Source organism: Burkholderia crassaminum (assembly GCF_964265005.1).
Taxonomy (GTDB): domain Bacteria; phylum Pseudomonadota; class Gammaproteobacteria; order Burkholderiales; family Burkholderiaceae; genus Burkholderia.
In genome coordinates this window covers 1,811,841-1,833,688 of the sequence record NZ_OZ183799.1, presented here as the reverse complement: position 1 = coordinate 1,833,688, position 21,848 = coordinate 1,811,841, and the positions used below count along the sequence as shown (strand labels likewise).

The window sequence follows — 21,848 nt, the reverse complement described above, 5'->3', positions numbered from 1 at the left end:
ACGAGGAAGGGTGCGCGCACCCTTCCCCGGTACGGCGGCTTACTGGTAGCGGACCGTGAAGTTCGCCACGCCTTCGGCGGTACCCGGCGTCACGCCGGCTGCGGTCGCTTCGTACATTGCCGCGAAGCGCGCGACGTTCGTGCCGTTTTGCAGCACGGTCGGTGCCTTCTGCTCGGCGCCGTTATCGAGGTATTCGCCCGACGCGGCCTGCAGGCGGATGCCGACGTTGGTCGCCGAACCGATCGTCGCGAGCAGCTTCGGCTGGCCCGCGCTCGACGTGCCCGTGAACGTGAAGTACGCGTTCTGTGCGACGCTCGTGTCGCAGTCGGTCAGCTTGATGTCGAAGTTGGTCGGCGTGGACTTGTCGCCAGCCTGCTTGAACACGTTGGTCGGCACCTTGCCGAGGTTGACGGTCTGGTTGACCGAGCCCGAATCGATGCCGCATGCGCCCGCGACGATCTCGCCCGTGAAGTTGATCGTGCCGGTGCCCGCTGCGAAGGCCGAGGTCGACAGGGCCGCGAGTGCGACAGCGGTCAGGATGGATTTTTTCATGACGTTTCCCGTAAGGACTGCAAATGGAATAGATGACGTGGCGGACACAAACGGCAGCGTGTGGTTGGCTCCCGTCCGTCACGAGGCGGCATTATCGAGATAATCGTGAAAGTTTTCTGTAAATCATTGTCAAATGCATCTGACAATGTCCGATTCAGCCCTCTAAATCCACATTCTTTCCTGTCGATTTCCAATCACGTCATTTTTATCCGCAGTCCTTTTCTATTTTCAGGAAGCAATTGAAGATTAAAGATATTTTCGACAGATAGTCGCCACCACCCTGCTCAACCTTGCTGGCATTGACTCCCGCAAGATCCGCCCGAAAAAGGACAAAACATTGTCCAGCGCCGCCACCGTTGCCATTCGACAACGTCAATATCAAATCATTTTCAACAAACAGGAAATTAAACGGCGATTCAATCAATTCAATTTTTTCGCGCAAACGATTGCGACCCGAATACAAACGTTTTACTGCGACACTTTGCCGCTCTCATTATTTCCGATATATGGTTAATTCGATTGTCAATTCCGAATCGTAAATCGCACGCATGAGCGGTCGCCGGAACCCGACTTCCGGACCGCATCGCATGGGAGAAAGATGGAAAAATGACCCGCACACGTTTGCGCGGAATTGCGACACGAGCGGTCGCAGGACAACGGCTGTTCCGGAACGCGCACGTGCGCGTTGCTGCAGGATGAAAAACGTCCTGGCCGGCCTGTCAGTGGGAAAAGATATCGCTGGAACAGCGTTATGGATCGAAGGAAGCGGCGGCGGCACGCCGAAGCGTACCGCCGCCGTCATGCCGCCCGACGCGCTGCTGCGTCAGGCGACGGGCACTACGCGGAAGCCGCGACCTCCGCCGACGCCGACGCCGGCGACCAGCCGCCGCCGAGCGCGCGATACAGCGTGATCGCATTCGCGAGCCTGAGCTGCTTGAGCCGGATCAGCTCCTGCCCCGACTCGTACGTGCTGCGCTGCGCGTCGAGCAGTTCGAGATACGTCGCGACGCCGCCCGCGTAGCGGCGTTCCGCGAGCTTCAACCGCGCGCCGTCCGCCGCATACACGTCCTGCTGCGCGGCGAGCTGGCGATCGATCCAGTCGCGCGCGGCGAATGCGTCGGCCACTTCACGGAACGCGGTTTGCACCGTCTTCTCGTAATCGGCTACCGCGATGTGCTTGCGCGCGTTCGCGACGTCGAGGTTCGCGCGGTTGCGTCCGCCCGCGAAGATCGGCAACGTGATGCGCGGCGCGAACGTCCACACGCTGGTGCCGCCGGTAAACAGGCTCGAGAACGCATCGCTGACCGAGCCGTAGTCGCTCGTCAGCGTGATGCGCGGGAAGAACGCCGCGCGCGCGGCGCCGATCTGCGCGTTGGCGGCCTTGAGCCGCGCCTCCGCCTGCCGGATGTCCGGCCGCCGTTCGAGCAGCGCACTCGGTGCGCCGGGCGCCACGGGCGCGATCGACAGCCTGTCGAGCGCGGTCGTGTCGCCGGGCACGTTGCGCGCGAAGTCGCCCGCGAGCAACTGCAGCGCCCGCACGGACTGCGCATGCTCGCGCTGCAGCGCGGCCTGCGACGCGCGCGCGGATGCCACCAGCATCTCGGCCGAGCGCAGCTCGATCGCGTCGCTCGTGCCGGCCGCATAGCGGCGCTGCGTGAGCGCGGCCATGCGTTCGCGCGCATCCAGCGTGCGCTGCGCCAGCGCGAGCTGCTCGTGCAGCGAGCGCTCCGAGACGTACGCGCCCGCCACGTCGGCGATCACGCCGATGCGAACCGTGCGTTGCGCGTCGGCCGTCGCGAAATACTCGGCGAGCGCCGCGTCGGACAGGCTGCGCACGCGGCCGAACAGGTCGAGCTCGTACGCACTGACGCCGACACCCGCACGATACAGCCCGCTGATCGCGCTTTCGCGCACGACCGGGTCGTACTGGCGCGCACGGTCATAGCCCAGATTCGCATCGACCGACGGCATCCGATCCGCACGCTGCACGCCGTACAGCGCGCGCGCTTCCTCGAGCCGGCCCGCCGCGACCCGCAGGTCGCGGTTGTTCTCGAGCGCCGCGTCGATCCACGCCTGCAGCGCCGCATCGGTAAAGTACGTGCGCCAGTCGTCGAGCAGCGCGGCATTGGCGGACGTTGCCGAGGCCGCCGCCGGCGCGGCACTGTCATCGACCGGCGCATAGGTCGCCGGCACGGGCGCCGCCGGCCGCTCGTAACGCGGCGCGAGCGTGCAGCCGGCCAGCGCGAGCGCGGCGGCCAGCGCAACCTGAACCCGCAGCGCGGCGCGTGCATTCAGCGCAAACATCATTGAGAACCCTCCATCGTCGCCGGCTGCGCGCCGCCGCGCCGGCGCGGGCCGACGTCGAACAGGCGGCCGACGATCACGAAAAACAGCGGGACGAGGAACACTGCGAGCACGGTCGCCGTGATCACGCCGCCCAGCACGCCGGTGCCGATCGCCATCTGTGCGCCGGACGCGGCGCCCGACGCGAACGCGAGCGGCAGCACGCCGACGCCGAACGCGAGCGACGTCATCACGATCGGCCGCAGCCGCAGGCGCGCGGCCTCGAGCGCCGCGTCGACGAGCGACATGCGCTGCGCGACCAGGTCCTTCGCGACTTCGACGATCAGGATCGCGTTCTTCGCGGAAAGCCCGATCGTCGCGATCAGCCCCACCTTGAAATAGATGTCGTTCGGCATCATCCGCAGCGTGACGCCGAGCACCGCGCCGATCACGCCGAGCGGCACGACCAGCATCACCGCGAACGGAATCGACCAGCTCTCGTAGAGCGCCGCGAGCGCGAGGAACACGACTAGCACCGACAGCGCGAACAGCATCGGCGCCTGCGCGCCCGACAGCCGCTCCTCGAACGACTGCCCCGACCACGAGTAGCCGATGCCGGCCGGCAGCTTCGCGGCGAGTTGCTCGATCGCGGTCATCGCCTCGCCGCTACTGTGGCCTGCCGCGGCCGAGCCGTTGATCGTGAACGACGGATAGCCGTTGTAGCGCGTGAGCTGCGGCGGCCCCATCGTCCAGTGCAGCGTCGTGAACGCCGCGAGCGGCACCATCTCGCCGCGCGCGTTGCGCACGCGCAGCTTCTTCACGTCGTCCGGATCGAGCCGGTGCAGCCCGTCGGCCTGCACGACCACGCGCCGCACCTGCGTGCCGTGCATGAAGTCACCGATATAGTCGGAGCCGAACATCACCGCGAGCGTCGTGTTGATCTCGTCCATCGACACGCCGAGCGCCGACGCCTTCGCGCGATCGATATCGAGCTTCAGCTGCGGCGCGTCCTGCGTGCCGGCGAACATCAGGTCGGTCAACGCCGGATCCTTGTGGCCCGCCCCGAGCAGCTGCTCGCGCGCGGCGCTGAACGTCGCATAGTCGAGCCCGCCGCGGTTCTGCAGCCGGAAGTCGAAACCGCTCGACGAACCGAGATCGGGCAGCGCCGGCGAGTTCATCGCGAACACCGTCGTATTCGGCGTACCCGTGAAGCGCTCGTTGATGCGCGCGACGATCGACTGCACGTGATCGCGCTCGGCCTTGCGGTCCTTCCAGTTCTTCAGCGTGACGAAGATCATCCCGCCGTTCGGCCCTTCGCCGTACAGGTTGAAGCCGCCGAGCGCGAACGTGTACGCAGCCGGTTCGTCCTTGCGGATATACGACTCGACCTCGCGTACGCTCTGCATCGTTTCCGCGAGCGGCGTGCCTTGCGGCCGGATCACCATCACCATGAAGTTGCCCTGGTCCTCGTCCGGCAGGAACGCGGTCGGCAGTTGCGTGAGCATCAGCGCCGCAGCCGCGGTCAGCGCGCCGTACACGACGAGCCAGCGCACCGGCTTCTTCAGCATCTTGCCGACACGCGTCGCATAGCGCTGGGTCGAACGCGCGACGAAGCGGTTGAACCAGCCGAAGAAGCCGCGCTTCTCGTGGTGATCGCCGGACACGGGCTTGAGCAGCGTCGCGCACAGTGCGGGCGTGAGCGACAGCGCGAGGAAGGCCGAGAAACCGATCGACACCGCGAGCGACAGCGCGAACTGCCGGTAGATGTTGCCCACCGCGCCGCCGAAGAACGCCATCGGCACGAACACCGACGTCAGCACCACGGTGATCCCGACGATCGCGCCGCTGATCTGCTTCATCGCCTTGACGGTCGCGTCGTAGGGCCCAAGGCCCTCCTCGACCATCAGCCGCTCGACGTTCTCGACCACGACGATCGCATCGTCGACGAGGATGCCGATCGCGAGCACCATCCCGAACATCGTCAGCACGTTGATCGAGAAACCGGCCGCGTACATCACGCCGAACGTACCCGCGAGCGCGACCGGCACGACGAGCGTCGGGATGAGCGTCGCGCGCAGGTTCTGCATGAACAGGAACATCACGAGGAACACGAGCACGCCGGCCTCGATCAGCGTCGTGACGACCTTGTTCATCGACACGCGCACGAACGACGACGTCTCGTACGGGATCTGGTACTTCACGCCCGGCGGGAAATACGCGGACAGCTCGTCCATCGTCGCGCGCACGCGCTTCTCGGTGGACACCGCGTTCGAGCCCGGCGCGAGCTTGATGCCCATCCCGGTCGCGACCTTGCCGTTCACGTACGACGGGTAGTTGTAGTCGTTGCCGCCGAACTCGATGCGTGCGACGTCGCTCAGGGTCAGCGCGGAGCCGTCGGCCTGCGTGCGCAGCGCGATCGCGCCGAAGTCGGCCGGCGTCTTCAGCGGCGCATCGGCGAACACGGTCGCCGCGATCGGCGCGCTGGCCGGCACCGCGGTGCGGCCGATGTCGCCGATCGTCACGCGCGCATTGTGCGCACGCACCGCCGACGCGATATCCGACGCGGTGAGGCCGTGCCCGGCCATCTTCACCGGGTCGGGCCAGATCCGCATCGCGTACTCGGCGCCCCAGAACTGCACCTTGCCGACACCCTCGACGCGGCGCAGCGCCTGCACGACGTTCGCCGACGCGTATTCGCCGAGCTGCACGTCGGTCATCCGCCCGTCTTCCGACGTGAGCGACACGACGAGCTGGATGTTGTCGGCGGCCTTCTCGACCTGGATGCCGTCGCGCCGCACCGGTTCCGGCAGCCGCGCATCGACCGTTTTCAGCCGGTTCTGCACTTCGACGGCCGCGAGATCGGCGTTCACGCCCTGCTTGAACGTCAGGTACAGCGACGCCATCCCGGCGCTGCTGGTGGCCGATGTGTACATCAGCCCCGGCGCGCCGTTCATTTCGCGCTCGATCAGCGCGGTCACCGATTCCTCGACGACCTGCGCGGACGCGCCCGGGTACGTCGCATAGATGCTGACGACGGGCGGCGCGATGTCCGGGTACTGCGCAACGGGCAGCGCGCGGATCGCGAATGCGCCGCCCAGCATGAAGAAGATTGCGATCACCCACGCGAAGACGGGGCGATCGATGAAGAAACGTGCCATGGTGGTGTGGTGTTAACCGGTCAGGTTTGACGGGCGGCCGCCTGCGAAGCGGCCGCTGCCGGCACCGCTTTCGACGGCGGCGCCTTCTCGACGGGCTTGACGGCCGTATCGGGCGCGAACTGCGCGGCGTCGTCGACGATCACGCGCTCGCCACCCGCGAGGCCGCGCGTGATGCGCCAGTCATGGCCGCTCATCTGGTCGGCTGCGACTTCGACGTCCTTGACCTTGCCGTTCGTGCCGACGACGCGTACCGACGTGCGGTCGGCCGTGCGCAGCAGCGCATCGCGCGGCACGAGGATCGCCCGCTGGTCGACCGCCGTATCGAGCGCGATCCGTACATACGCGCCCGGCAACAGCTCTCGCTCCGGATTCGGGAACAGCGCGCGCATCGCGACGGTGTCGGTGGTCGGATCGACCGCGAGATCGCTGAACAGCAGCTTGCCCTTCAGCGGATACGCGGTGCCGTCGGCGCGCAGCAGCGTCACCGAAATGTCGTGCTGCGCAATGCCCGTCGCGCGCCCGCTCTTCACCGCGCGGCGCAGCGCGTCGACGTCGGCGGCCGGTTGCGAGAAGTTCACGTAGATCGGATCGAGCTGCTCGACGGTCGTGAGCGGCGTCGCCTGGTCCTGGCCGACGAGCGCACCTTCGGTCACGAGTGCGCGTCGCGCACGGCCCGCGATCGGCGCGGTGACGGTCGCATAGTCGAGCTGCAACTGCGCCCGTGCGAGTTCCGCCTTCGCGGACGCCACGTCGGCCTTCGCCTGCGTGTCGCCGGCAACGGCCTCGGTGTGGTCGCGCTCGCTCACTGCGCGATCGCGCACGAGATCCTCGTAACGCCGGCGCTTGTCGCTCGCCGCGAGTGCGGCGGCCTGCGCCTTCGCGAGCGCGCCCTGCGCGGCGTCGCGTGCGGCCCTCAGCGGCGCGGGATCGATGCGGAACAGCACCGCGCCCTGCTTCACTTCCTGGCCTTCCTCGTAGGTGCGTGCGGTCACGATGCCCGCGACCCGCGCACGCACTTCCGCCTGCCGGTATGCGTCGAGCCGGCCCGGCAATTCGACGGTCATCGGCACGGCCGTCGGGCGCACCGTCACGACCGTCGCCTGTTTCGCGGCCTCCGGCGCGGTGTCCTTGTCGCCCTTTCCACATCCGGCCAGGGCCAGCACGGCCGCCAGCGCGAACGGCGCCAGCCCATGGCGCAACAGGGAGCGATTGTTATTCATGTGTGACCTCGGATCGATCGCCGCCGATAAAATGCGGCAGCTCAGGGTGGCCGATTATAATCAGTCACGACTGATTAAATACACACCGCTTCAATCTGACCGTCACACTGTCTCAATAAAACGACAGCGAACTGTAAGGAACATCAGGACATGGCCCGCAAGACCCGCGAAGAATCGCTCGCCATCAAGCACCGGATCCTCGACGCCGCCGAGCTCGTGCTGCTCGAGAAAGGCGTCGCGCAAACCGCGATGGCGGATCTCGCCGAGGCCGCCGGGATGTCGCGAGGCGCCGTCTACGGCCACTACCGCAACAAGATGGAAGTGTGTCTCGCGATGTGCGATCGCGCGTTCGCTCACACGTCGGAAGGCTTCGACGCAGGCGAAGGCCTGCCGCCGCTCGCCACACTGCGGCGCGCCGCGTCGCACTATCTGCAGGAATGCGGCGAGCCGGGCCCGATGCAGCGCGTGCTCGTGATCCTCTATACCAAGTGCGAGCAGAGCGAGGAAAACGGCGCGCTTCAGCGGCGCCGCATGCTGCTCGAATTGCAGATGCTGCGGATCACGAAGGCGCTGCTGCGCCGCGCGATCGCGGCCGGCGAACTCGCCGCCGATCTCGACGTGCACCTGGCCGCCGTCTACCTCGTGTCCCTGCTCGAAGGCGTGTTCGCGTCGATGATCTGGACCAACCGGCTGCGCGGCAACCTGTGGAACGACGCCGAGGCCATGCTCGACGCCGGCTTCGACACCGTGCGCATGTCCACCGCGTTGCGCAATCGCGCGCACAAATTGCCTGACTGATGAAAATTGTCGTAATAAATGCTGATTTAACCCGATTTACCGCACTGCGAAACGAATGAGCTGACCCCCTTTAAAATTTTTAACGTTTTGCGGAACATCGGTAGACTGACGCTGTCATCTTTCTTTAGCGTCTTCGTGATAACCGGGTTCGACCCGCTATGCACGCCGCCGTTCGAAGCGGGCCCGCCCCGCGCGTTGGGTCGAACGGAAACGACACAGGCCCCTGGCGGGGCCTGTTTTGTTGCACGCCCGCCGCCCGCCCCGTCGCTACCCGACGGATGCCACCGGTGGCCCCTGCCCACACCCCTTTGAACCGCTTTCCTGGATGTGGACACCTTGGTCAAGCCTGCCGCTACCCCTGATGCTTTCGCGCCCGGCCGCGCGCAGCGTGTCGTGCGCGCGCTCGTGCCGGCCGCCGTGCTCGGCGCCCTCGCCGCACTCGGCCTCGCCGCGCTGCCGGCCGTGTCGCAACTGCCGGGCGCCGTTGATTCGGGCACGGCCGCGCTGCCGCAGCGCGTGCTGTCCGACACGCCGTTTCCCACCGCGCAGCATTTCGTGACGAGCGAGCTCGCCCGCACGATCGGCGAGCGCAACGATGCCGGCGAACGCAACGACCGCAGCCCGCAGCCGGGCCTGTTCGCACCGCTCAGCGCGCACCGCAACGACATGCTCGGCTATGCGAACCTGTTCCAGTTCGCGGCCCCTGAAAGCCAGCACGGGATGCGCGCGGGCGACATCGAGCTCACGCTGTCCGATACGCTGAACCGACTCGACGTGCCGCCCGAAGTGCGCATCCAGCTCGGCGATCTCGTCAGCGGCAAGGTCGCGGTGCGCGCGAGCGCGCAGCGCGGCGACTACTACCGCGTCGCGTTCGATACGAACGACGGCACGCCGCGCCTCACCGCGCTCGAACTGCGCGTCGCCGGCCGCACGTTCGGCGCGATCTGGTTCCGCGCGCCGGGCGCCGAGCACGGCGCGTACTATGCGCTCGACGGCTCGCCGCTCGAAGCCGCCGCCTTCACGATGCCGGTCAAGTGGACGCGCATCAGCTCGTTCTTCGGCGAGCGCATCCATCCGCTGTCGCAGGCGATGGCGTTCCACACGGGCGTCGATCTCGCCGCGCCGACCGGCACGCCCGTCGACGCTGCGGCCGACGGCGTCGTGTCGTTCGTCGGCACCGATCCGGGCGGCTACGGCCGCTATGTGATCGTCGATCATGCCGATGGTTACTCGACCTACTACGCGCACTTGTCCGCGTTCGCGCACGGCCTGAAGACGGGCGAAACCGTGAAGCAGGGCCAGCGCATCGGCTCGGTCGGGATGACCGGCGCCGCAACGGGCCCGCACCTGCACTTCGAGGTGCGCGTCGCGAACAATCCGGTCGACCCGCTCGTCACGCTCGCGAGCGCGCAGACGGCGCTGTCCGACATGCAGCTCACCGCCTTCCGCCAGGAAGCGGCGCAATGGCGCTTCCGTTTCGCGTCGATCAATACGGCGCCGTTCGCGTTCGCGCAGAACGACGGGCCGCTGTGGGGCGATTTCGCGACCGACACCTCGACGCTGCGCGCGGTCTTCAATACGCACTACTCCGCGTCGTGACGCACGCGCCGCCTGCCGCCGCTCGACGAGCAGCGGCGCGCGGCCGGCCCTCTTCCTTCCTTGTCCGTACTGCCCGCCGGGCCCGACCTGCCCGGTGTGCGGTCCGCTGCATCCATTCACCGACACAGCCTCATCGGCAATTCGAGACGGCCGCGGCAACGGCTAGCGCCGCGGCATGCCGTTACCGCGCGGGTTCCGTGTACTCGGCCGCCGCTTGCGCGGCGCGTTGCGCGCGCGGACGGCGCGACAGCAGCCAGCGTGCCGCGCCGTCGAGCGACGTACACAGCACCAGATAGATCAGCGCGACGAACAGGAAGATCGGCGCCGGATACACCATCAGCCGGTTGTTCACCTGCGTCGCAACGAACGACAGTTCCGGCACGCCGACGATATAGGCGAGCGACGTGTCCTTCACGAGCGCGACCCACTGGTTCACGAACGACGGCGTCATGATCCGGATCGCCTGCGGCAACAGCACGTAGCGCACCGTCTGCCAGCGCGTGAGCCCGAGCGACAGCCCGGCCTGCCATTGCCCGTCGCCCGCCGCGACGATGCCCGCATGCACCGCGTGCGCGAGATACGCGCCGCCGATCAGCGCGAGCGCGCACACGACCGTCGCGAGCCCCGGCACGTCCATGTGCAGCAGCATGGGCATCAGGAAGTAGGTCCAGAAAATCAGCATCAGCACGGGAATCGCGCGGAAGAAGCCGATGAACGCGAGCAGCAGCACGCGCGCAGGGCCGCGCGCGAGCGCCATGGCAACGCCGAGCGCGATGCCGAGCACGGCCGATGCGAGCGCCGACGCGATCGCGAGCAGCAGCGACAGCGCGGCGCCGCCGAGCGGCCCTTCCGGGAATGCGCCGACGAGCAGGTACGGCAGGTTCGAAAGCAGCAGCGAGAAGTCCATCGTCAGCGCCCCGCCCCGAGCCGGTCGCGCCACTGCGTCGCGGCATACGCGCCTGCTTCGATCGCGGCCACCGCCGCGACGTACAGCAGCGTCGCGACGCCGAATGCGGCGAAGGTCTTGAAGGTCTCGGTCTCGACCTGCCGCGATGCATACGACAACTCGGCCACGCCGATCGCCATCGCGAGCGACGAGTTCTTCACGAGATTCATGTATTGGCCGAACAGCGGCGGCAATGCGATGCGCACGGCCTGCGGCAGCACCACGTAGCGCAGCGACTGCATCGGCGTGAGGCCGAGCGCGGCAGCCGCATCATGCTGCGCGCGCCGCACGCCGCGCAAGCCGGCTTCGCATTCCTCGGCGACGAACGCAGCCGTATACGCGCTCAGCCCGACCCAGCCCGCGACGAATTCGAACGACGGCCACGCGAGCGTGAACGGACCCATGCTCAACGCATGGCGCGCGTTCAGCCACGCGACCCAGGTTTCAGGCAGCAGCGACGCGACGCCGAAATACCAGAACAGCAACTGCACGAGCAGCGGCGTGTTGCGGAACGTGACGACGTACGCGGCCGCCACTGCGCGCGGCGCCGTGCCGCGCGCATGCCGCATGACCGCGAGCAGCAGCCCGCCGGCGGTTGCCGCGACGGCCGACGCGGCAGCGAGACCGAGCGTCAGCAGGAAGCCCTGCCAGAGCCAGGACAGATATTTGGGAGCCAACCCGAGCATGTCGTGTTACGGGCGCGAAGCGCGCGATCGGAAGAAAACGAAAAGCGCCGCGACGCCGGTGTTCCGGCGCGAACGCGGCGCGCGTGCGGCTTTTACCTGATTCAGGTCTTGTCGCCGATCCGGAAGATGCGCGTGAGCGGCGTCTTCGTCGTCGGCCCGAACCATGCGTCGTAGATCTGCACGGCGCGGCCGTTCGCCTCGAGCCCCTTCAGCGTGTCGTTGACGAAGCCGAGCAGGCGCGTCTCGCCTTTCGGCACGCCGACGCCCATGTAGTCGTTCGAGATCGTAAACGCCGGGATCTCGTAGTTCTGCTTGTCGGGCACGTTCGCGAGCAGCCCGATCAGCTTCGGGCCGTCCTGCGTGATCGCCTGCACGTTGCCGGCGCGCAGCGCGGCGAACGCGAACGGCGTGTCGTCATACGCGACGATCGTCGCCTTCGGGAATTTCTCGCGCAGCGTGATCTCGTTGGTCGTACCCTTGTCGGCACCGACGCGCAGCGCGTTCAACTGGTCGGCCGATTTCAGCACGCCCTTCTTCGCGAGAAACTGCTGGCCCGACGAGAAATACGGAATGCTGAAGTCGACCTGCTTCGCGCGCTCGTCGGTGATCGTGAAGTTGGCGAGCACGAGGTCGACCTTGCCGGACGTCAGAAACGGAATGCGGTTCGCGGGGTTGGTCGGCTGGAGCTGCAGCTTCACGCCGAGCTTGTCGGCGAGTGCCTTTGCATAGTCGACGTCGAGGCCGACGATGTGATTGCTTTTGCCGTCGACATAGCCGAACGGCGGGTTGCTGTCGAACGTCGCGACGCGCAGCACGCCGGCCTTCTTGATGTCGTCGAGACGGTCCGCATGTGCGACGGTGCCTGCGGTAACGAGCGCAACCCCGACGAGCCACGTAGCGAGAGTGTGGATTTTCATGAGCACGACCTGATTTGTTATGAAGGCCGCCGCGGATCGCGCGGCGGCCTGGTTCGAAGAACATCGCGACGGAGTGTGTCGTCGCGAAGCCGCTAACGTATCAGCGCGTGCTGTGAATCCGAACCAACAAATGGTGCTTTGCTCAGCGGGTTTCGTGATGAGCCACGCGAGCCGCCGGCGCGGCATGGCGCTGCGCGCTGCCCGCCGCGCCCGGCTTCGGGCGCATCACCCGGCGAGCGACGTCGCCGCCTCGTCGATCAGCGCGGCGACCGCCACCGGCTTCGACGCGAGCGATGCATGGCTCGCATCGAGCGTGATGACCTTGCGCGCGTCCATTCGCGCCGACATCCGTTGCTGGTTTTCCGGCGCGATCATCCGGTCCTCGCTCGAGATCTGGTACCACGATGGTTTCACGCGCCACGCGGGCGCGTGGATGGTGTCCGCGAACGTGCTCGCCACTGGCGCCTTCTGCGTGACGGCCATCACGAGCGCTTCGTCCGACGAAAGGTCCTGGCAGAAACTCTCGTGGAATTTGTCGGGCTTGATCCACAGATAGCCGTCGCTGTCCGGAGCGAGGTTCGGCGCCGCCGCCGGCAGGTGTTCCTGCGTGATCCCGCCAGGGCTTTCGCCGGCGTCGGGGGCAAATGCGGCAATGAACACGAGGCCGGCGACATTCGGCAGGTTGCCGGCCTCGCTGATCACAGCGCCGCCATACGAATGGCCGACCAGCAGCACGGGGCCCGACTGCTGCGCGACCATCCTGCGCGTGCGTTCGGCGTCGTCGGCGAGCGAAGTCAGCGGCAATTCGACCGCATGCAGCGACGCATGGCCTTTGCGCGCGAGTTCGACGATCACTTTTGCCCAGTGCGCGGCGCCGCCCCAGAAGCCGTGCACGAGCACGATCGCGGGTTTGCTCATCATGACTCTCCTTGACGTGGCATGTCATCGAACCGTCACCGGCCCGGCCGATCCGGACCGTCGCGCGGACATGCAGCAACCAGCATAGGCGAGCGGCCGCGCGCGACCAACCCCGCCGGGGCCGGCGTGAGACGCAACACACCAAAAAAAGACGCCCGCTGCAAGCAGCGGGCGCGAATCCCAGTCAAGGAGGTGTCACACGAACTACGGGCTCAGATTAAGGAATTCGCCCGTCATGGACAACGAATCGATTTCAATATCGATATGACGGGACACGCTCACGCCGGCACTTCCCGGGTCGAGCAATGGATGCCGCCGCCGCCCGACGCGATGCCGAGGATGTCGACCTGCACGATCGCGCGACTTCCCGCATACGGCCGGATCGCCGCGACCGCGGCGGCATCGGCCGCTGCATCGTTGAACTTCGGCATGACGATCGCACCGTTGCACGTGTAGAAGTTGATGTAGCCGGCCGCGAAGTTCGTCATTTGCCGGTCGTTCAGGCTCGTGCCGGCCGACTTGCCGAAATTGACCGGCGGCACCAGTTCGACGATCTTCAGCGGCCGGCCGTTCGCATCGGTCTGGCCGGCCAGGCGTTGCCGGTTGGCGTCCGTCAACGCGCGTTCGCCGGTCGAATTCGACGCGTCGTAGCAGCACGCGACCACGCCGGGCGCGAGAAAGCGCGCGTAAAAATCGACGTGACCGTTCGTGATGTCGCTTTCGCCGGCCGGCGTCGCCGCACCGCCCGCGCCACCGACGCCGCTGCCGCGCGGATAGGTTGCCGTACCCGGCAGCCAGATGATCTTCCGCACGCCGAGCGTGCGCTGCAGTTCGGCCAGCACGGTATCCCGGGCCGTCGGCAGCAGCGTCGCATTGGCGATCACGCCGTTCGGGATGTCGAACAATTGCGGATTCCGGTTCACGTGCAGCACGGACGATTCGGTGAGGATCGCCGTCCCGTCGCCGTCGAATTCGATTGCGCCGCCTTCGAGCGTCAACGTGCTGCGGACCAGGTTCGCGCCTTTGGTCTGCGCCATCCAGCCCGCCACCCGGCTGTCCTGGCTGAACGCCTGGAAGAACTTGCCCGCTTTCGACCGGTTGCTCGCGGCCAGGATCGCCGGCGGAATCGTCCCCGCACTCTGGCCGGCGCCATCGGTGTTCGCGTTGCCCCAGCCGTTGAAGTTGAAGCCGATCGCGTTCAGCGCATTGCCGTTCGCCGTGTCCCTGACGAACACGCAACCCGTGTCGCGCACCCAGAAATCGTTGAAGCCGTCGGCGAGCGGCACGAGGGTGATCCCGCCCGTGCCTGCGGCGCGTGCCGCATAGCGCGCATGCAGGTCGGGATTCGCCACGCTTGCGTTCGCGAGCAGCACGCGGGCCGCGTCCAGGTCGACCGGCAGCACCAGCATGTTGACCGGTTCGGTTGCGCCGATTGCCTTCGCGACGTCCATCAGGTCGGCCCGCACGCGGTCGATGCCGGCATCCGTGCTCTGTGACGTGACCGGCGCCCAGATACCGTCCACGCCGGACGCGAAGGTCATGTAGGTCAACGCGTGCGGCGCATCTTCGGCCGGCAGCCGGTACACGGCCTGCCGTGCCGACGGCGTCGGGCGCGACGCGCCTCCCGGGTCGGATGCACCGCCACCGCCGTCGCCGCCACCGCATGCAGCCAGGCTGCCCAGCAGCGGCATGCCGAGCCAGGCCGCCGAATAGCGGATGAATCCGCGTCGGCCGGCATCCGCCATAAGCGGCTCGCGCTTGTTCGTGCTCGCGTGAGTACCTTTCTTCGTCATGTATTCAACTCCGTTGCGCAACCCGTGCGCGCGTGCGCATCGGCGTCCGTCCTCCGAGACGGATTTCGCGCGGTTTATCAGTAGTCCGTAAAGACTGGAAAATGCAGGCAGCGTGCGGACCGGTCGCGGGGACCGGCCCGTGGCCGCGTTCAGGCCGGCTGCTGTTGCGTGGTGCAGTGGATGCCGCCGCCACCCGCGGCGATGGCGTCGATGTTCAATTGAATGACTTCACGGCCGGGAAACAGGTCGACGAGCGCGTCGCGCGTATTGCGGTCGGCCCGGCTGTCGCCGAATTGCGGCGCGATCACCGCGCGATTGCACACGTAGAAGTTGATGTAGCCAGCCGCGAACTCCGCGTTCTCGTAGGTGCGCCGGACGGTCTTCGGCCCCTGCAGCACGACGACCTTCAACGGGCGCCCCTTCGCATCGGTGGATTTCCGCAGGATCTCCAGATGCTGCCGCGTCACCGCGTGGTCGTACGACGACGGATCGGTGTCGAGCCCCGCCACCACGACGCCCGGGCTCGTGAAGCGCGCGTAGAAGTCGGTATGCCCGTCGGTGATGTCCTTGCCTGCGATGCCCGGTAACCAGATGATCTTCTTCAGCCCCAGCAACCGGCTCAGTTCCGCCTCGCACTGGGCCTGGCTGACGCCCGGATTGCGGTTCGGATTGAGCACGCAGCTGCGCGTGATGATCGCCGTGCCCTCGCCGTCCACCTCGATGCCGCCGCCTTCCAGCACGAGCTTCGTGTCGATCAGCCGCGCACCGGCGCGCTCCGCCACGAACGGCGCGACTTCCGCGTCCTGGTCGTGTTCCTGCTTGTTGCCCCAGCCGTTGAAATTGAAGCTCACGCCGCCGAGCTGGCCCGACGCGCTCTTCACGAACACGGGCCCGGTGTCGCGCATCCACAGGTCGTCGACCGGATGCTGGACGAGTTCGACCGACGAGCCGCACAGGCGCGACGCGACCGCGTAATCCTCTTCCCGCACCAGCATCTTGAGCGGCTCGTGCGCGGCGATGGCCTTCGCGACCGCGGCGAGATGCTCGCGCACCACGGGCAACAGCCGCGCGCCCCAGATGTCCTCGCTCGGGCCGAACGCCATCCAGGTCGCCGTGTGCGGCGCGCCTTCGTCCGGCATGTGCCAGGTGGCGCCCTGCTGCGCGTGCGCGGCGCGGCCGAACAACCCGCCCATCGCGCTGGCGGCCAGCGCCGCGCCCGAGACGGACAGGCCGCGTTTCAACAGTTGACGTCGTGTGGTCATGGCATTCCTCTTTCGCTTGCCGGTTACTTCGATTGTTTCGGTGCTGGCCGTCACGGGCGCGCCGTCTTGAAGCCGAGCCAGGTCCGGCCTTCGAGACGCATCGTGGCCGGCGATTCGGCGATCGGCGTGAACAGCGTACGCCGCGTCGACTCGTCCGGATAGATGGCCGGATCGCGCACCAGCGCCGGATCCATCAGCTTCAGCGCACCCAGGTTCGCATTCGCGTAACGCGTCGAATTCGAGATCTTCGCGATCACGTCCGGACGCAGGATGTAGTTGATGAACGCATGCGCGTTGTCCGGATGTTTCGCGGATGCCGGAATGACCATCGCGTCGAACCACATCAGGGTGCCGATCCGCGGAATGTCGTACACGACGTCGCGTTTCGGATCGAGCGCCTTCGCCTTCTGCGCGGCCAGGTTGATCGCGCCGGAAAAGCCGACCGTCACGCACAGCTCCCCGTCGATCAACTCGTTGGCATCGGACGAACCCACGAACTCGCGGATGAACGGCCGGATCTTCATCAGCATCGCCTGCGCGGCTGCATAGTCCTGCGTGGACGGATGCATCGGATCGCGGCCGATGTAGCGCAGCGCCAGCGGCAGCACGGTGCTCGCGGAGTCCTGCAGGCCCAGCCCGCACTTCGCGGCCACGCGCGCCGCGATCTCCGGCTTGAACAGCAGGTCGAGGCTGTCGGCCGGCATGTCCTTGCCAAGGATCGCGCGCACCCTGGCGCGGTCGTAGCCGACGCCCACGGTACCCCACATGTACGGCACGCCGTACTGGTTGCCGGGATCGGATTGCGCCATCTGCTTCAGCAGCGACGGATCGAGATACTTCAGGTTCGGCAGCCGGTTCTTGTCGAGCTTGCGAAACACGCCCGCCTGGATCTGCTTGGCCATGAAGTCGTTGGTCGGCCACACGAGGTCGTAGCCGCTGTTGCCGGTCAGCAGCTTCGACTGCAATGTCTCGTCACTGTCGTACGCGTCGTAGCGCACCTTGATGCCGGTTTCCTTCTCGAAGCCGGCCAGCGTATCCGGCGCGAAGTAATTGCTCCAGTTGTACAGGTTCAGCACCTTCTCGTCGTCGGCGCGGGCCGTTCCGGCCAATACGCACAGCGCGAGGCCCGGCACCGCGAAGCGCAACCATCCGTTCCGTTTCATCGGGCCTCCCTCATCGATAGCAGGACGATACACCGTCGCTGGTCAGCAACGTGCGATACATCTCCGGGCGGCGATCGCGGAAAAAGCCCCACGATTGCCGGTCGGCGCGGATCGCGTCGAGATCGAACGTGTGCACGAGTACCGCTTCGTCGGTGCGGTTCGCCTCGACCTGCTTCTCTCCGGTGTGATCCGCGATGAAGCTCGACCCGTAGAACACGCCCGTGAGCGCCTGCTGCTGCGGATTGCCGTTGCCGAAGCCGACTTCGCGGCCGATCCGGTTGGCCGCCACCACCGGCACCATGTTGGCGCCCGCGTGGCCCTGCATCGTGCGCTGCCAATGCCCCGCCGAATCGAACTCGCTGCTGAACGGCTCCGAGCCGATGATGGTCGGAAAGCACAGGATCTCGGCGCCCATCAACGCGAGGCTGCGCGCCGTCTCCGGGTACCACTGGTCCCAGCAGATGCCGATGCCGATCCGGCCGAAGCGCGTATCCCACACCTTGAAGCCGGTATCGCCCGGCGTGAAATAGAACTTCTCCGTATAGCCCGGCCCGTCCGGGATATGCGTCTTGCGATAGACGCCGAGCACGCGCCCGTCCGCGTCCGCCACGGCGATCGAGTTGTACGCGGCATTGCCCGCACGCTCGAAGAAGCCGATCGGCAGCACGACGCCGAGTTCGCCGGCCAGCGCCGCGAAACGGGCGATCTGCGCGTTGCCTTCGAACGGCTGCGCGAGTTCGAGATGGCGCACGTTCTGGTCGAGGCAGAAGTACGGCATCGCGAACAGCTCCGGGCACAGCACGAGATTCGCGCCCTGCGCGGCGGCCGCGCGGATCAGGCGCTCCGCGGTGGCCATGTTGTCTTCGAGATTCCAGCTGCCCGACGCCATCTGGACGGCGGCGACGGTAATGTGTTTGGACGGCATTGCGATTGCTCCTCGGTGGGACCGGAAACCGCTGACGGGACGTCGCTCAGTTCGCGACGGACGGCTGCTGCTGCGTCGAACAGTGGATGCTGCCGCCGCCGATCGACAGCGTCGGGATCGGCAGCATCTCCACATTGCGCCCGGGGAACGCGCGACCGAATACCTCGCGCGCGGCCTGATCCTGCTCGACGCCGAACGCGGACACGATCACCGCGCCGTTCACCAGAATGTAGTTCGCATAGCAATCGCAGTAGCGCTCGGAGCCGAAGCGTTCGGTGACGATCGGCGACGGCAGGTCGAGCAGCTCGAAACGGCGCCCCGCCGCATCGGTCGCGAGTTCCAGCGCGCGACGGTTTTCCCGCATCACATGAAAATAGTCGCCCTGCTCCGGCAGCGCGGTCTGGCACAGCATCCGGCCGGGTGCGATGAACGACGCGATGCCGTCCACGTGCCCGTTCGTCTCCACTTCGTCGGGATTGCCCGGCAGCCACACGATCTTCTCGACGCCCAGCATGCGGCGCAGTTCCGCCTCGATCTCCGCGCGGCTCAGGTGCGGATTGCGATTGGGATGCAGCAGGCAACTCTCGGTGGTGACCAGCGTGCCCTGTCCGTCGACATAAAACGAGCCGCCCTCCAGCACCATGTGCGAATTGAAGATCTCCGCACCGGCCGCGCGCGCGATATCCTGTCCGGCCTGCTGGCAGCCGTCGTACGGCTGGTACTTCTCACCCCAGCAGTTGAAGCGGAACACGGCCGCGCCCAGCCCGCGCTGTTCGCTCGTGAGGAAGATCGGCCCGCAATCGCGCAGCCAGTTGTCCTCGGCCGCGACCGGCAGCACGTCCACGCTCGCGCCAACCCGCTCGCGCGCGGCATCGGCCTGGCTGTGATGCACGGCCACCACGCAGCGCTGGTAGCGCGCGATCGTCCGCGCGACCAGCGCGAATTCGCGGCACACCTGCGCGTAATGGCTCCCCCACAGCTCCTCGCGATTGTCGAGAACCGGCCATCCGAGCCACGTGGCATCCATGGATTCCCATTCGGCAGGCATCCGGTAACCGCGCTGGCGAGCATCAAAGCGACCCATCGTTCAACCTCCGTTGTGATTGATGGCCGATTGTGCGTCAGGTTAAACTTGATGAATATTGATATTTTTTGGCTTAATCGATCAATTAACCTCATACCTCGATGCAACGTGTTCCGTCCCTGAAGCTCCTGATCGGCTTTGAAGCCGCGGCCCGGCTGGGTAATTTCTCGCGCGCGGCCGACGAGCTGCACCTGTCGCAATCGGCGATCAGCCATCAGATCCAGCAGCTCGAAGCGCAACTCGGGCAACCGCTGTTCCGCCGGCGCGGCCGCGGCGTCGAGCTGACCATCGCCGGCGAGGTCCTGCAGCGCAGCGTGCAGCGCGCGATGGACACGTTGCGCGGCGGGCTCGACCGCATCGCGACCTACCTGAACCCGGGGCTCGTCGTGCTCGTGTGTCCCGCGCCGTTGCTGCACGGCTGGCTGCAGCCGCGCCTCGAGCAGTTACAGCAGGTCCTGCCCGACCTGTGCCCGCTGCTGTCGACCGACGAAACCGCGCGCTACGTCGACGAGATCGACGTCGACATGACGATCGGCATGCGGCCGATGCTGCAGCCCGGCCTGCTCGATATCCCGTTCATGCGGGACGAATGGGTGACGGTGTGCGCGACCCCGCTGGCGGAGCAACTCGAACGCGTGACGCGCGACGAGCATCCGCAGCATGCGGGGCTCATCTGTCTCGAAGCCAGCCTGACCGACGAGCGCCTGGCGACGGTGTTCCGCGAGCGGCTGTCGGCGTTCCGAATGCATGCGATCTACGACGACCAGCGGCTCGTGCTGGACGCCGTGCTGCGCGGCCGCGGCATCGCCTGCCTGCCGCGCCTCGTTGCGCAGGCGAGCATCGACCAGCGCGCGCTGACCGTGCTCGCCGACTACCCGCGATTGCCCGGCACCACGTGGTGGCTGTCTCGCATGGAAGGCCCGTCGCGCTCGCCGATCGTCGAGCGGATGTTCGAATGGCTGGTCGAGCAAGGCAGCTTGTCGAGCGCATCCGCCGCGGCGCCCGACCCTGCGCCGCCTCCACCCGCGTAATCGCACGCCGCAAAAAAAAAACGTCCCGCCGGCTGGCGGGACGTTCGTCAAGATGCAAATGCGCGCAATGCGCACCATATGCGCAATGTGCAGCCGATCACGGCTCGTGACGCAGATACCCTTCCTTGCTCGGATCGCGCATCTGCCACGATACGAGCAGCGAGATCGCGCACAGCACGGTCACGTACCAGTAGAAGGTTTCCTCGCTGCCGATCGACTTGAACCACAGCGCGACGTACTCGGCCGAGCCGCCGAAGATCGCGTTCGCGACCGCATACGACAGGCCGACACCCATCGCACGCACTTCCGGCGGGAACATCTCGGCCTTGATCAGCCCGCTGATCGACGTGTAGAAGCTGACGATCGCGAGCGCGACCGTGATCAGCACGAACGCGGCCACCGGGCTCGTCACGTCCTTCAGCGCATGCATCAGCGGCACCGTGCCGATCACCGCGAACGCGCCGAACAGGATCATCGACGTGCGGCGGCCGATCTTGTCGGACAGCGCGCCGAACACCGGCTGCATCAGCATGTAGACGAGCAGCGCGACGGTCATCACGTTGCTGGCCGTCTTCGCATGCATGCCGGCCGTGTTCACGAGGTACTTCTGCATGTACGTCGTGAACGTGTAGAAGATCAGCGAGCCGCCGGCGGTGAAGCCGACCACCGTGAAGAACGCCCCCTTGTGCTGCCACACGCCGCGGATCGTGCCGGCATTTTTCTTGTCGCGCGATGTGGACGTCGACGTCTCGTCGAGCGACTTGCGCAGGTACAGCGAGATCAGCGCGGCCGCCGCGCCGACCACGAACGGAATGCGCCAGCCCCACGCCTTCAGTTCGTCGGCCGATAGCGTCTGCTGCAGAATCACGAGCACGAGCAGCGCGCACAGCTGGCCGCCGATCAGCGTCACGTACTGGAACGACGCGAAGAAGCCGCGGCGGCCCTTCAGCGCCACCTCGCTCATGTAGGTCGCGCTCGTGCCGTACTCGCCGCCCACCGACAGCCCCTGGAACAGCCGCGCGACCAGCAGCAGCGCCGGCGCGAGCGCGCCGATCTGCGCATAGGTCGGCAGCACCGCGATCACGAGCGAGCCGCCGCACATCATCAGCACCGAGATCATCATCGCGTTGCGCCGGCCGTGGCGGTCGGCGATGCGGCCGAACAGCCAGCCGCCGATCGGACGCATCAGGAAGCCGGCCGCGAACACGCCCGCCGTGTTCAGCAGCTGCGTCGTCGTGTTGCCGCTCGGGAAAAACGCCGGCGCGAAGTACAGCGCGCAGAACGAGTAGATGTAGAAGTCGAACCACTCGACGAGGTTGCCCGACGAGGCGCCGACAATGGCGAACACGCGCCGCCGGGTGTCATGCGCGGACAGCGCAGCTTGGTCGGTCTGGACGTCCATGGATTGGTCTGTTCCTTATAGTGCTTTCTGGGCGAGACGGCCGGGGCCGCCGCGTGCGATCGAACGTGGCACCGGTTCCGGCGCACGGCGCTACGGGATTTTAGCGAAATG

At 66.7% G+C, this 21,848-nt stretch carries 18 protein-coding genes; 3 read left to right on the top strand and 15 right to left on the bottom strand.

Annotated features, from left to right (window positions below; all coding sequences use genetic code 11):
• Positions 1–39 precede the first annotated feature (39 nt).
• The 5 genes from ACPTTF_RS08455 to ACPTTF_RS08435 all read right to left on the bottom strand — a co-directional run bounded on the left by ACPTTF_RS08455 (position 40) and on the right by ACPTTF_RS08435 (position 7,213).
• Entirely contained in the window at positions 40–552 is a 513-nt protein-coding gene (locus tag ACPTTF_RS08455) for a fimbrial protein (RefSeq protein ID WP_027787455.1), read from the bottom strand.
• Positions 553–757: 205 nt separating this feature from the next.
• Positions 758–994 carry a hypothetical protein gene (locus tag ACPTTF_RS08450; RefSeq protein ID WP_423370868.1) on the bottom strand — a complete coding sequence of 79 codons (237 nt, stop codon included), beginning with the start codon at positions 992–994 and terminating at the stop codon, positions 758–760.
• Positions 995–1,389: 395 nt separating this feature from the next.
• On the bottom strand, positions 1,390–2,856 hold the full coding sequence (locus ACPTTF_RS08445; RefSeq protein WP_423371858.1) for an efflux transporter outer membrane subunit: 1,467 nt from the start codon (positions 2,854–2,856) through the stop codon (positions 1,390–1,392).
• Positions 2,856–5,993: a multidrug efflux RND transporter permease subunit gene (locus ACPTTF_RS08440; protein ID WP_423370867.1), complete on the bottom strand. Its 3,138-nt coding sequence runs from the start codon at positions 5,991–5,993 to the stop codon at positions 2,856–2,858. The genes ACPTTF_RS08445 and ACPTTF_RS08440 overlap by 1 nt, the downstream gene beginning before the upstream one ends.
• Before the next feature lie 20 nt (positions 5,994–6,013).
• A complete protein-coding gene (locus ACPTTF_RS08435) occupies positions 6,014–7,213 on the bottom strand; it encodes a MexX/AxyX family multidrug efflux RND transporter periplasmic adaptor subunit (protein WP_423370866.1) in 1,200 nt (399 codons plus the stop codon).
• 150 nt (positions 7,214–7,363) lie between these two features.
• On the opposite strand from ACPTTF_RS08435, the gene ACPTTF_RS08430 reads away from it, so the two are divergent.
• A complete protein-coding gene (locus tag ACPTTF_RS08430) occupies positions 7,364–8,011 on the top strand; it encodes a TetR family transcriptional regulator (protein WP_166964257.1) in 648 nt (215 codons plus the stop codon).
• A gap of 336 nt (positions 8,012–8,347) precedes the next feature.
• Positions 8,348–9,610, top strand: coding sequence for a M23 family metallopeptidase (locus ACPTTF_RS08425; protein WP_423370865.1), 1,263 nt, complete (start codon positions 8,348–8,350; stop codon positions 9,608–9,610).
• A 181-nt stretch (positions 9,611–9,791) separates the two neighbouring features.
• On the opposite strand, the gene ACPTTF_RS08420 is transcribed toward ACPTTF_RS08425, so the two are convergent.
• From ACPTTF_RS08420 to ACPTTF_RS08380, 9 genes are all read right to left on the bottom strand, one after another.
• The gene (locus tag ACPTTF_RS08420; RefSeq protein WP_166964253.1) at positions 9,792–10,517 is read right to left on the bottom strand and encodes an amino acid ABC transporter permease; all 726 of its coding nucleotides are present in this window, start codon (positions 10,515–10,517) and stop codon (positions 9,792–9,794) included.
• 2 nt (positions 10,518–10,519) lie between these two features.
• Positions 10,520–11,242, bottom strand: coding sequence for an amino acid ABC transporter permease (locus tag ACPTTF_RS08415; RefSeq protein ID WP_423370864.1), 723 nt, complete (start codon positions 11,240–11,242; stop codon positions 10,520–10,522).
• 101 nt (positions 11,243–11,343) lie between these two features.
• Positions 11,344–12,159, bottom strand: coding sequence for an ABC transporter substrate-binding protein (locus ACPTTF_RS08410; protein ID WP_423370863.1), 816 nt, complete (start codon positions 12,157–12,159; stop codon positions 11,344–11,346).
• A 225-nt stretch (positions 12,160–12,384) separates the two neighbouring features.
• Positions 12,385–13,080, bottom strand: a complete 696-nt coding sequence (locus ACPTTF_RS08405) for an alpha/beta hydrolase (protein WP_166964247.1) — start codon at positions 13,078–13,080, stop codon at positions 12,385–12,387.
• Positions 13,081–13,355: 275 nt separating this feature from the next.
• Positions 13,356–14,870 carry an agmatine deiminase family protein gene (locus tag ACPTTF_RS08400; protein WP_166964245.1) on the bottom strand — a complete coding sequence of 505 codons (1,515 nt, stop codon included), beginning with the start codon at positions 14,868–14,870 and terminating at the stop codon, positions 13,356–13,358.
• Between the two features lie 149 nt (positions 14,871–15,019).
• The gene (locus tag ACPTTF_RS08395) at positions 15,020–16,132 is read right to left on the bottom strand and encodes an agmatine deiminase family protein (protein ID WP_423370862.1); all 1,113 of its coding nucleotides are present in this window, start codon (positions 16,130–16,132) and stop codon (positions 15,020–15,022) included.
• Positions 16,133–16,182: 50 nt separating this feature from the next.
• Positions 16,183–17,295, bottom strand: a complete 1,113-nt coding sequence (locus ACPTTF_RS08390) for a polyamine ABC transporter substrate-binding protein (RefSeq protein WP_423370861.1) — start codon at positions 17,293–17,295, stop codon at positions 16,183–16,185.
• 10 nt (positions 17,296–17,305) lie between these two features.
• Positions 17,306–18,220, bottom strand: a complete 915-nt coding sequence (aguB, locus tag ACPTTF_RS08385; RefSeq protein ID WP_166964239.1) for an N-carbamoylputrescine amidase — start codon at positions 18,218–18,220, stop codon at positions 17,306–17,308.
• Between the two features lie 46 nt (positions 18,221–18,266).
• Complete coding sequence (locus ACPTTF_RS08380; protein ID WP_423391168.1) at positions 18,267–19,268, bottom strand: agmatine deiminase family protein; 1,002 nt, start codon at positions 19,266–19,268, stop codon at positions 18,267–18,269.
• 137 nt (positions 19,269–19,405) lie between these two features.
• Here ACPTTF_RS08380 and ACPTTF_RS08375 point away from each other — a divergent pair, with 137 nt between their 5' ends.
• Complete coding sequence (locus ACPTTF_RS08375; protein WP_423370859.1) at positions 19,406–20,335, top strand: LysR family transcriptional regulator; 930 nt, start codon at positions 19,406–19,408, stop codon at positions 20,333–20,335.
• 97 nt (positions 20,336–20,432) lie between these two features.
• Here ACPTTF_RS08375 and ACPTTF_RS08370 read toward each other — a convergent pair whose 3' ends face one another.
• Positions 20,433–21,737, bottom strand: a complete 1,305-nt coding sequence (locus ACPTTF_RS08370; protein ID WP_166964233.1) for an MFS family transporter — start codon at positions 21,735–21,737, stop codon at positions 20,433–20,435.
• Between the last annotated feature and the right edge of the window lie 111 nt (positions 21,738–21,848).

Coding starts and splice junctions, on each gene's coding strand:
- ACPTTF_RS08455 (WP_027787455.1), bottom strand. CDS start 552: ATGAAAAAATCCATCCTGACCGCTGTCGCACTCGCGGCCCTGTCGACC.
- ACPTTF_RS08445 (WP_423371858.1), bottom strand. CDS start 2,856: ATGTTTGCGCTGAATGCACGCGCCGCGCTGCGGGTTCAGGTTGCGCTG.
- ACPTTF_RS08440 (WP_423370867.1), bottom strand. CDS start 5,993: ATGGCACGTTTCTTCATCGATCGCCCCGTCTTCGCGTGGGTGATCGCA.
- ACPTTF_RS08435 (WP_423370866.1), bottom strand. CDS start 7,213: ATGAATAACAATCGCTCCCTGTTGCGCCATGGGCTGGCGCCGTTCGCG.
- ACPTTF_RS08430 (WP_166964257.1), top strand. CDS start 7,364: ATGGCCCGCAAGACCCGCGAAGAATCGCTCGCCATCAAGCACCGGATC.
- ACPTTF_RS08420 (WP_166964253.1), bottom strand. CDS start 10,517: ATGGACTTCTCGCTGCTGCTTTCGAACCTGCCGTACCTGCTCGTCGGC.
- ACPTTF_RS08415 (WP_423370864.1), bottom strand. CDS start 11,242: ATGCTCGGGTTGGCTCCCAAATATCTGTCCTGGCTCTGGCAGGGCTTC.
- ACPTTF_RS08410 (WP_423370863.1), bottom strand. CDS start 12,159: ATGAAAATCCACACTCTCGCTACGTGGCTCGTCGGGGTTGCGCTCGTT.
- ACPTTF_RS08405 (WP_166964247.1), bottom strand. CDS start 13,080: ATGATGAGCAAACCCGCGATCGTGCTCGTGCACGGCTTCTGGGGCGGC.
- ACPTTF_RS08400 (WP_166964245.1), bottom strand. CDS start 14,870: ATGACGAAGAAAGGTACTCACGCGAGCACGAACAAGCGCGAGCCGCTT.
- ACPTTF_RS08395 (WP_423370862.1), bottom strand. CDS start 16,132: ATGACCACACGACGTCAACTGTTGAAACGCGGCCTGTCCGTCTCGGGC.
- ACPTTF_RS08390 (WP_423370861.1), bottom strand. CDS start 17,295: ATGAAACGGAACGGATGGTTGCGCTTCGCGGTGCCGGGCCTCGCGCTG.
- aguB (WP_166964239.1), bottom strand. CDS start 18,220: ATGCCGTCCAAACACATTACCGTCGCCGCCGTCCAGATGGCGTCGGGC.
- ACPTTF_RS08380 (WP_423391168.1), bottom strand. CDS start 19,268: ATGCCTGCCGAATGGGAATCCATGGATGCCACGTGGCTCGGATGGCCG.
- ACPTTF_RS08375 (WP_423370859.1), top strand. CDS start 19,406: ATGCAACGTGTTCCGTCCCTGAAGCTCCTGATCGGCTTTGAAGCCGCG.
- ACPTTF_RS08370 (WP_166964233.1), bottom strand. CDS start 21,737: ATGGACGTCCAGACCGACCAAGCTGCGCTGTCCGCGCATGACACCCGG.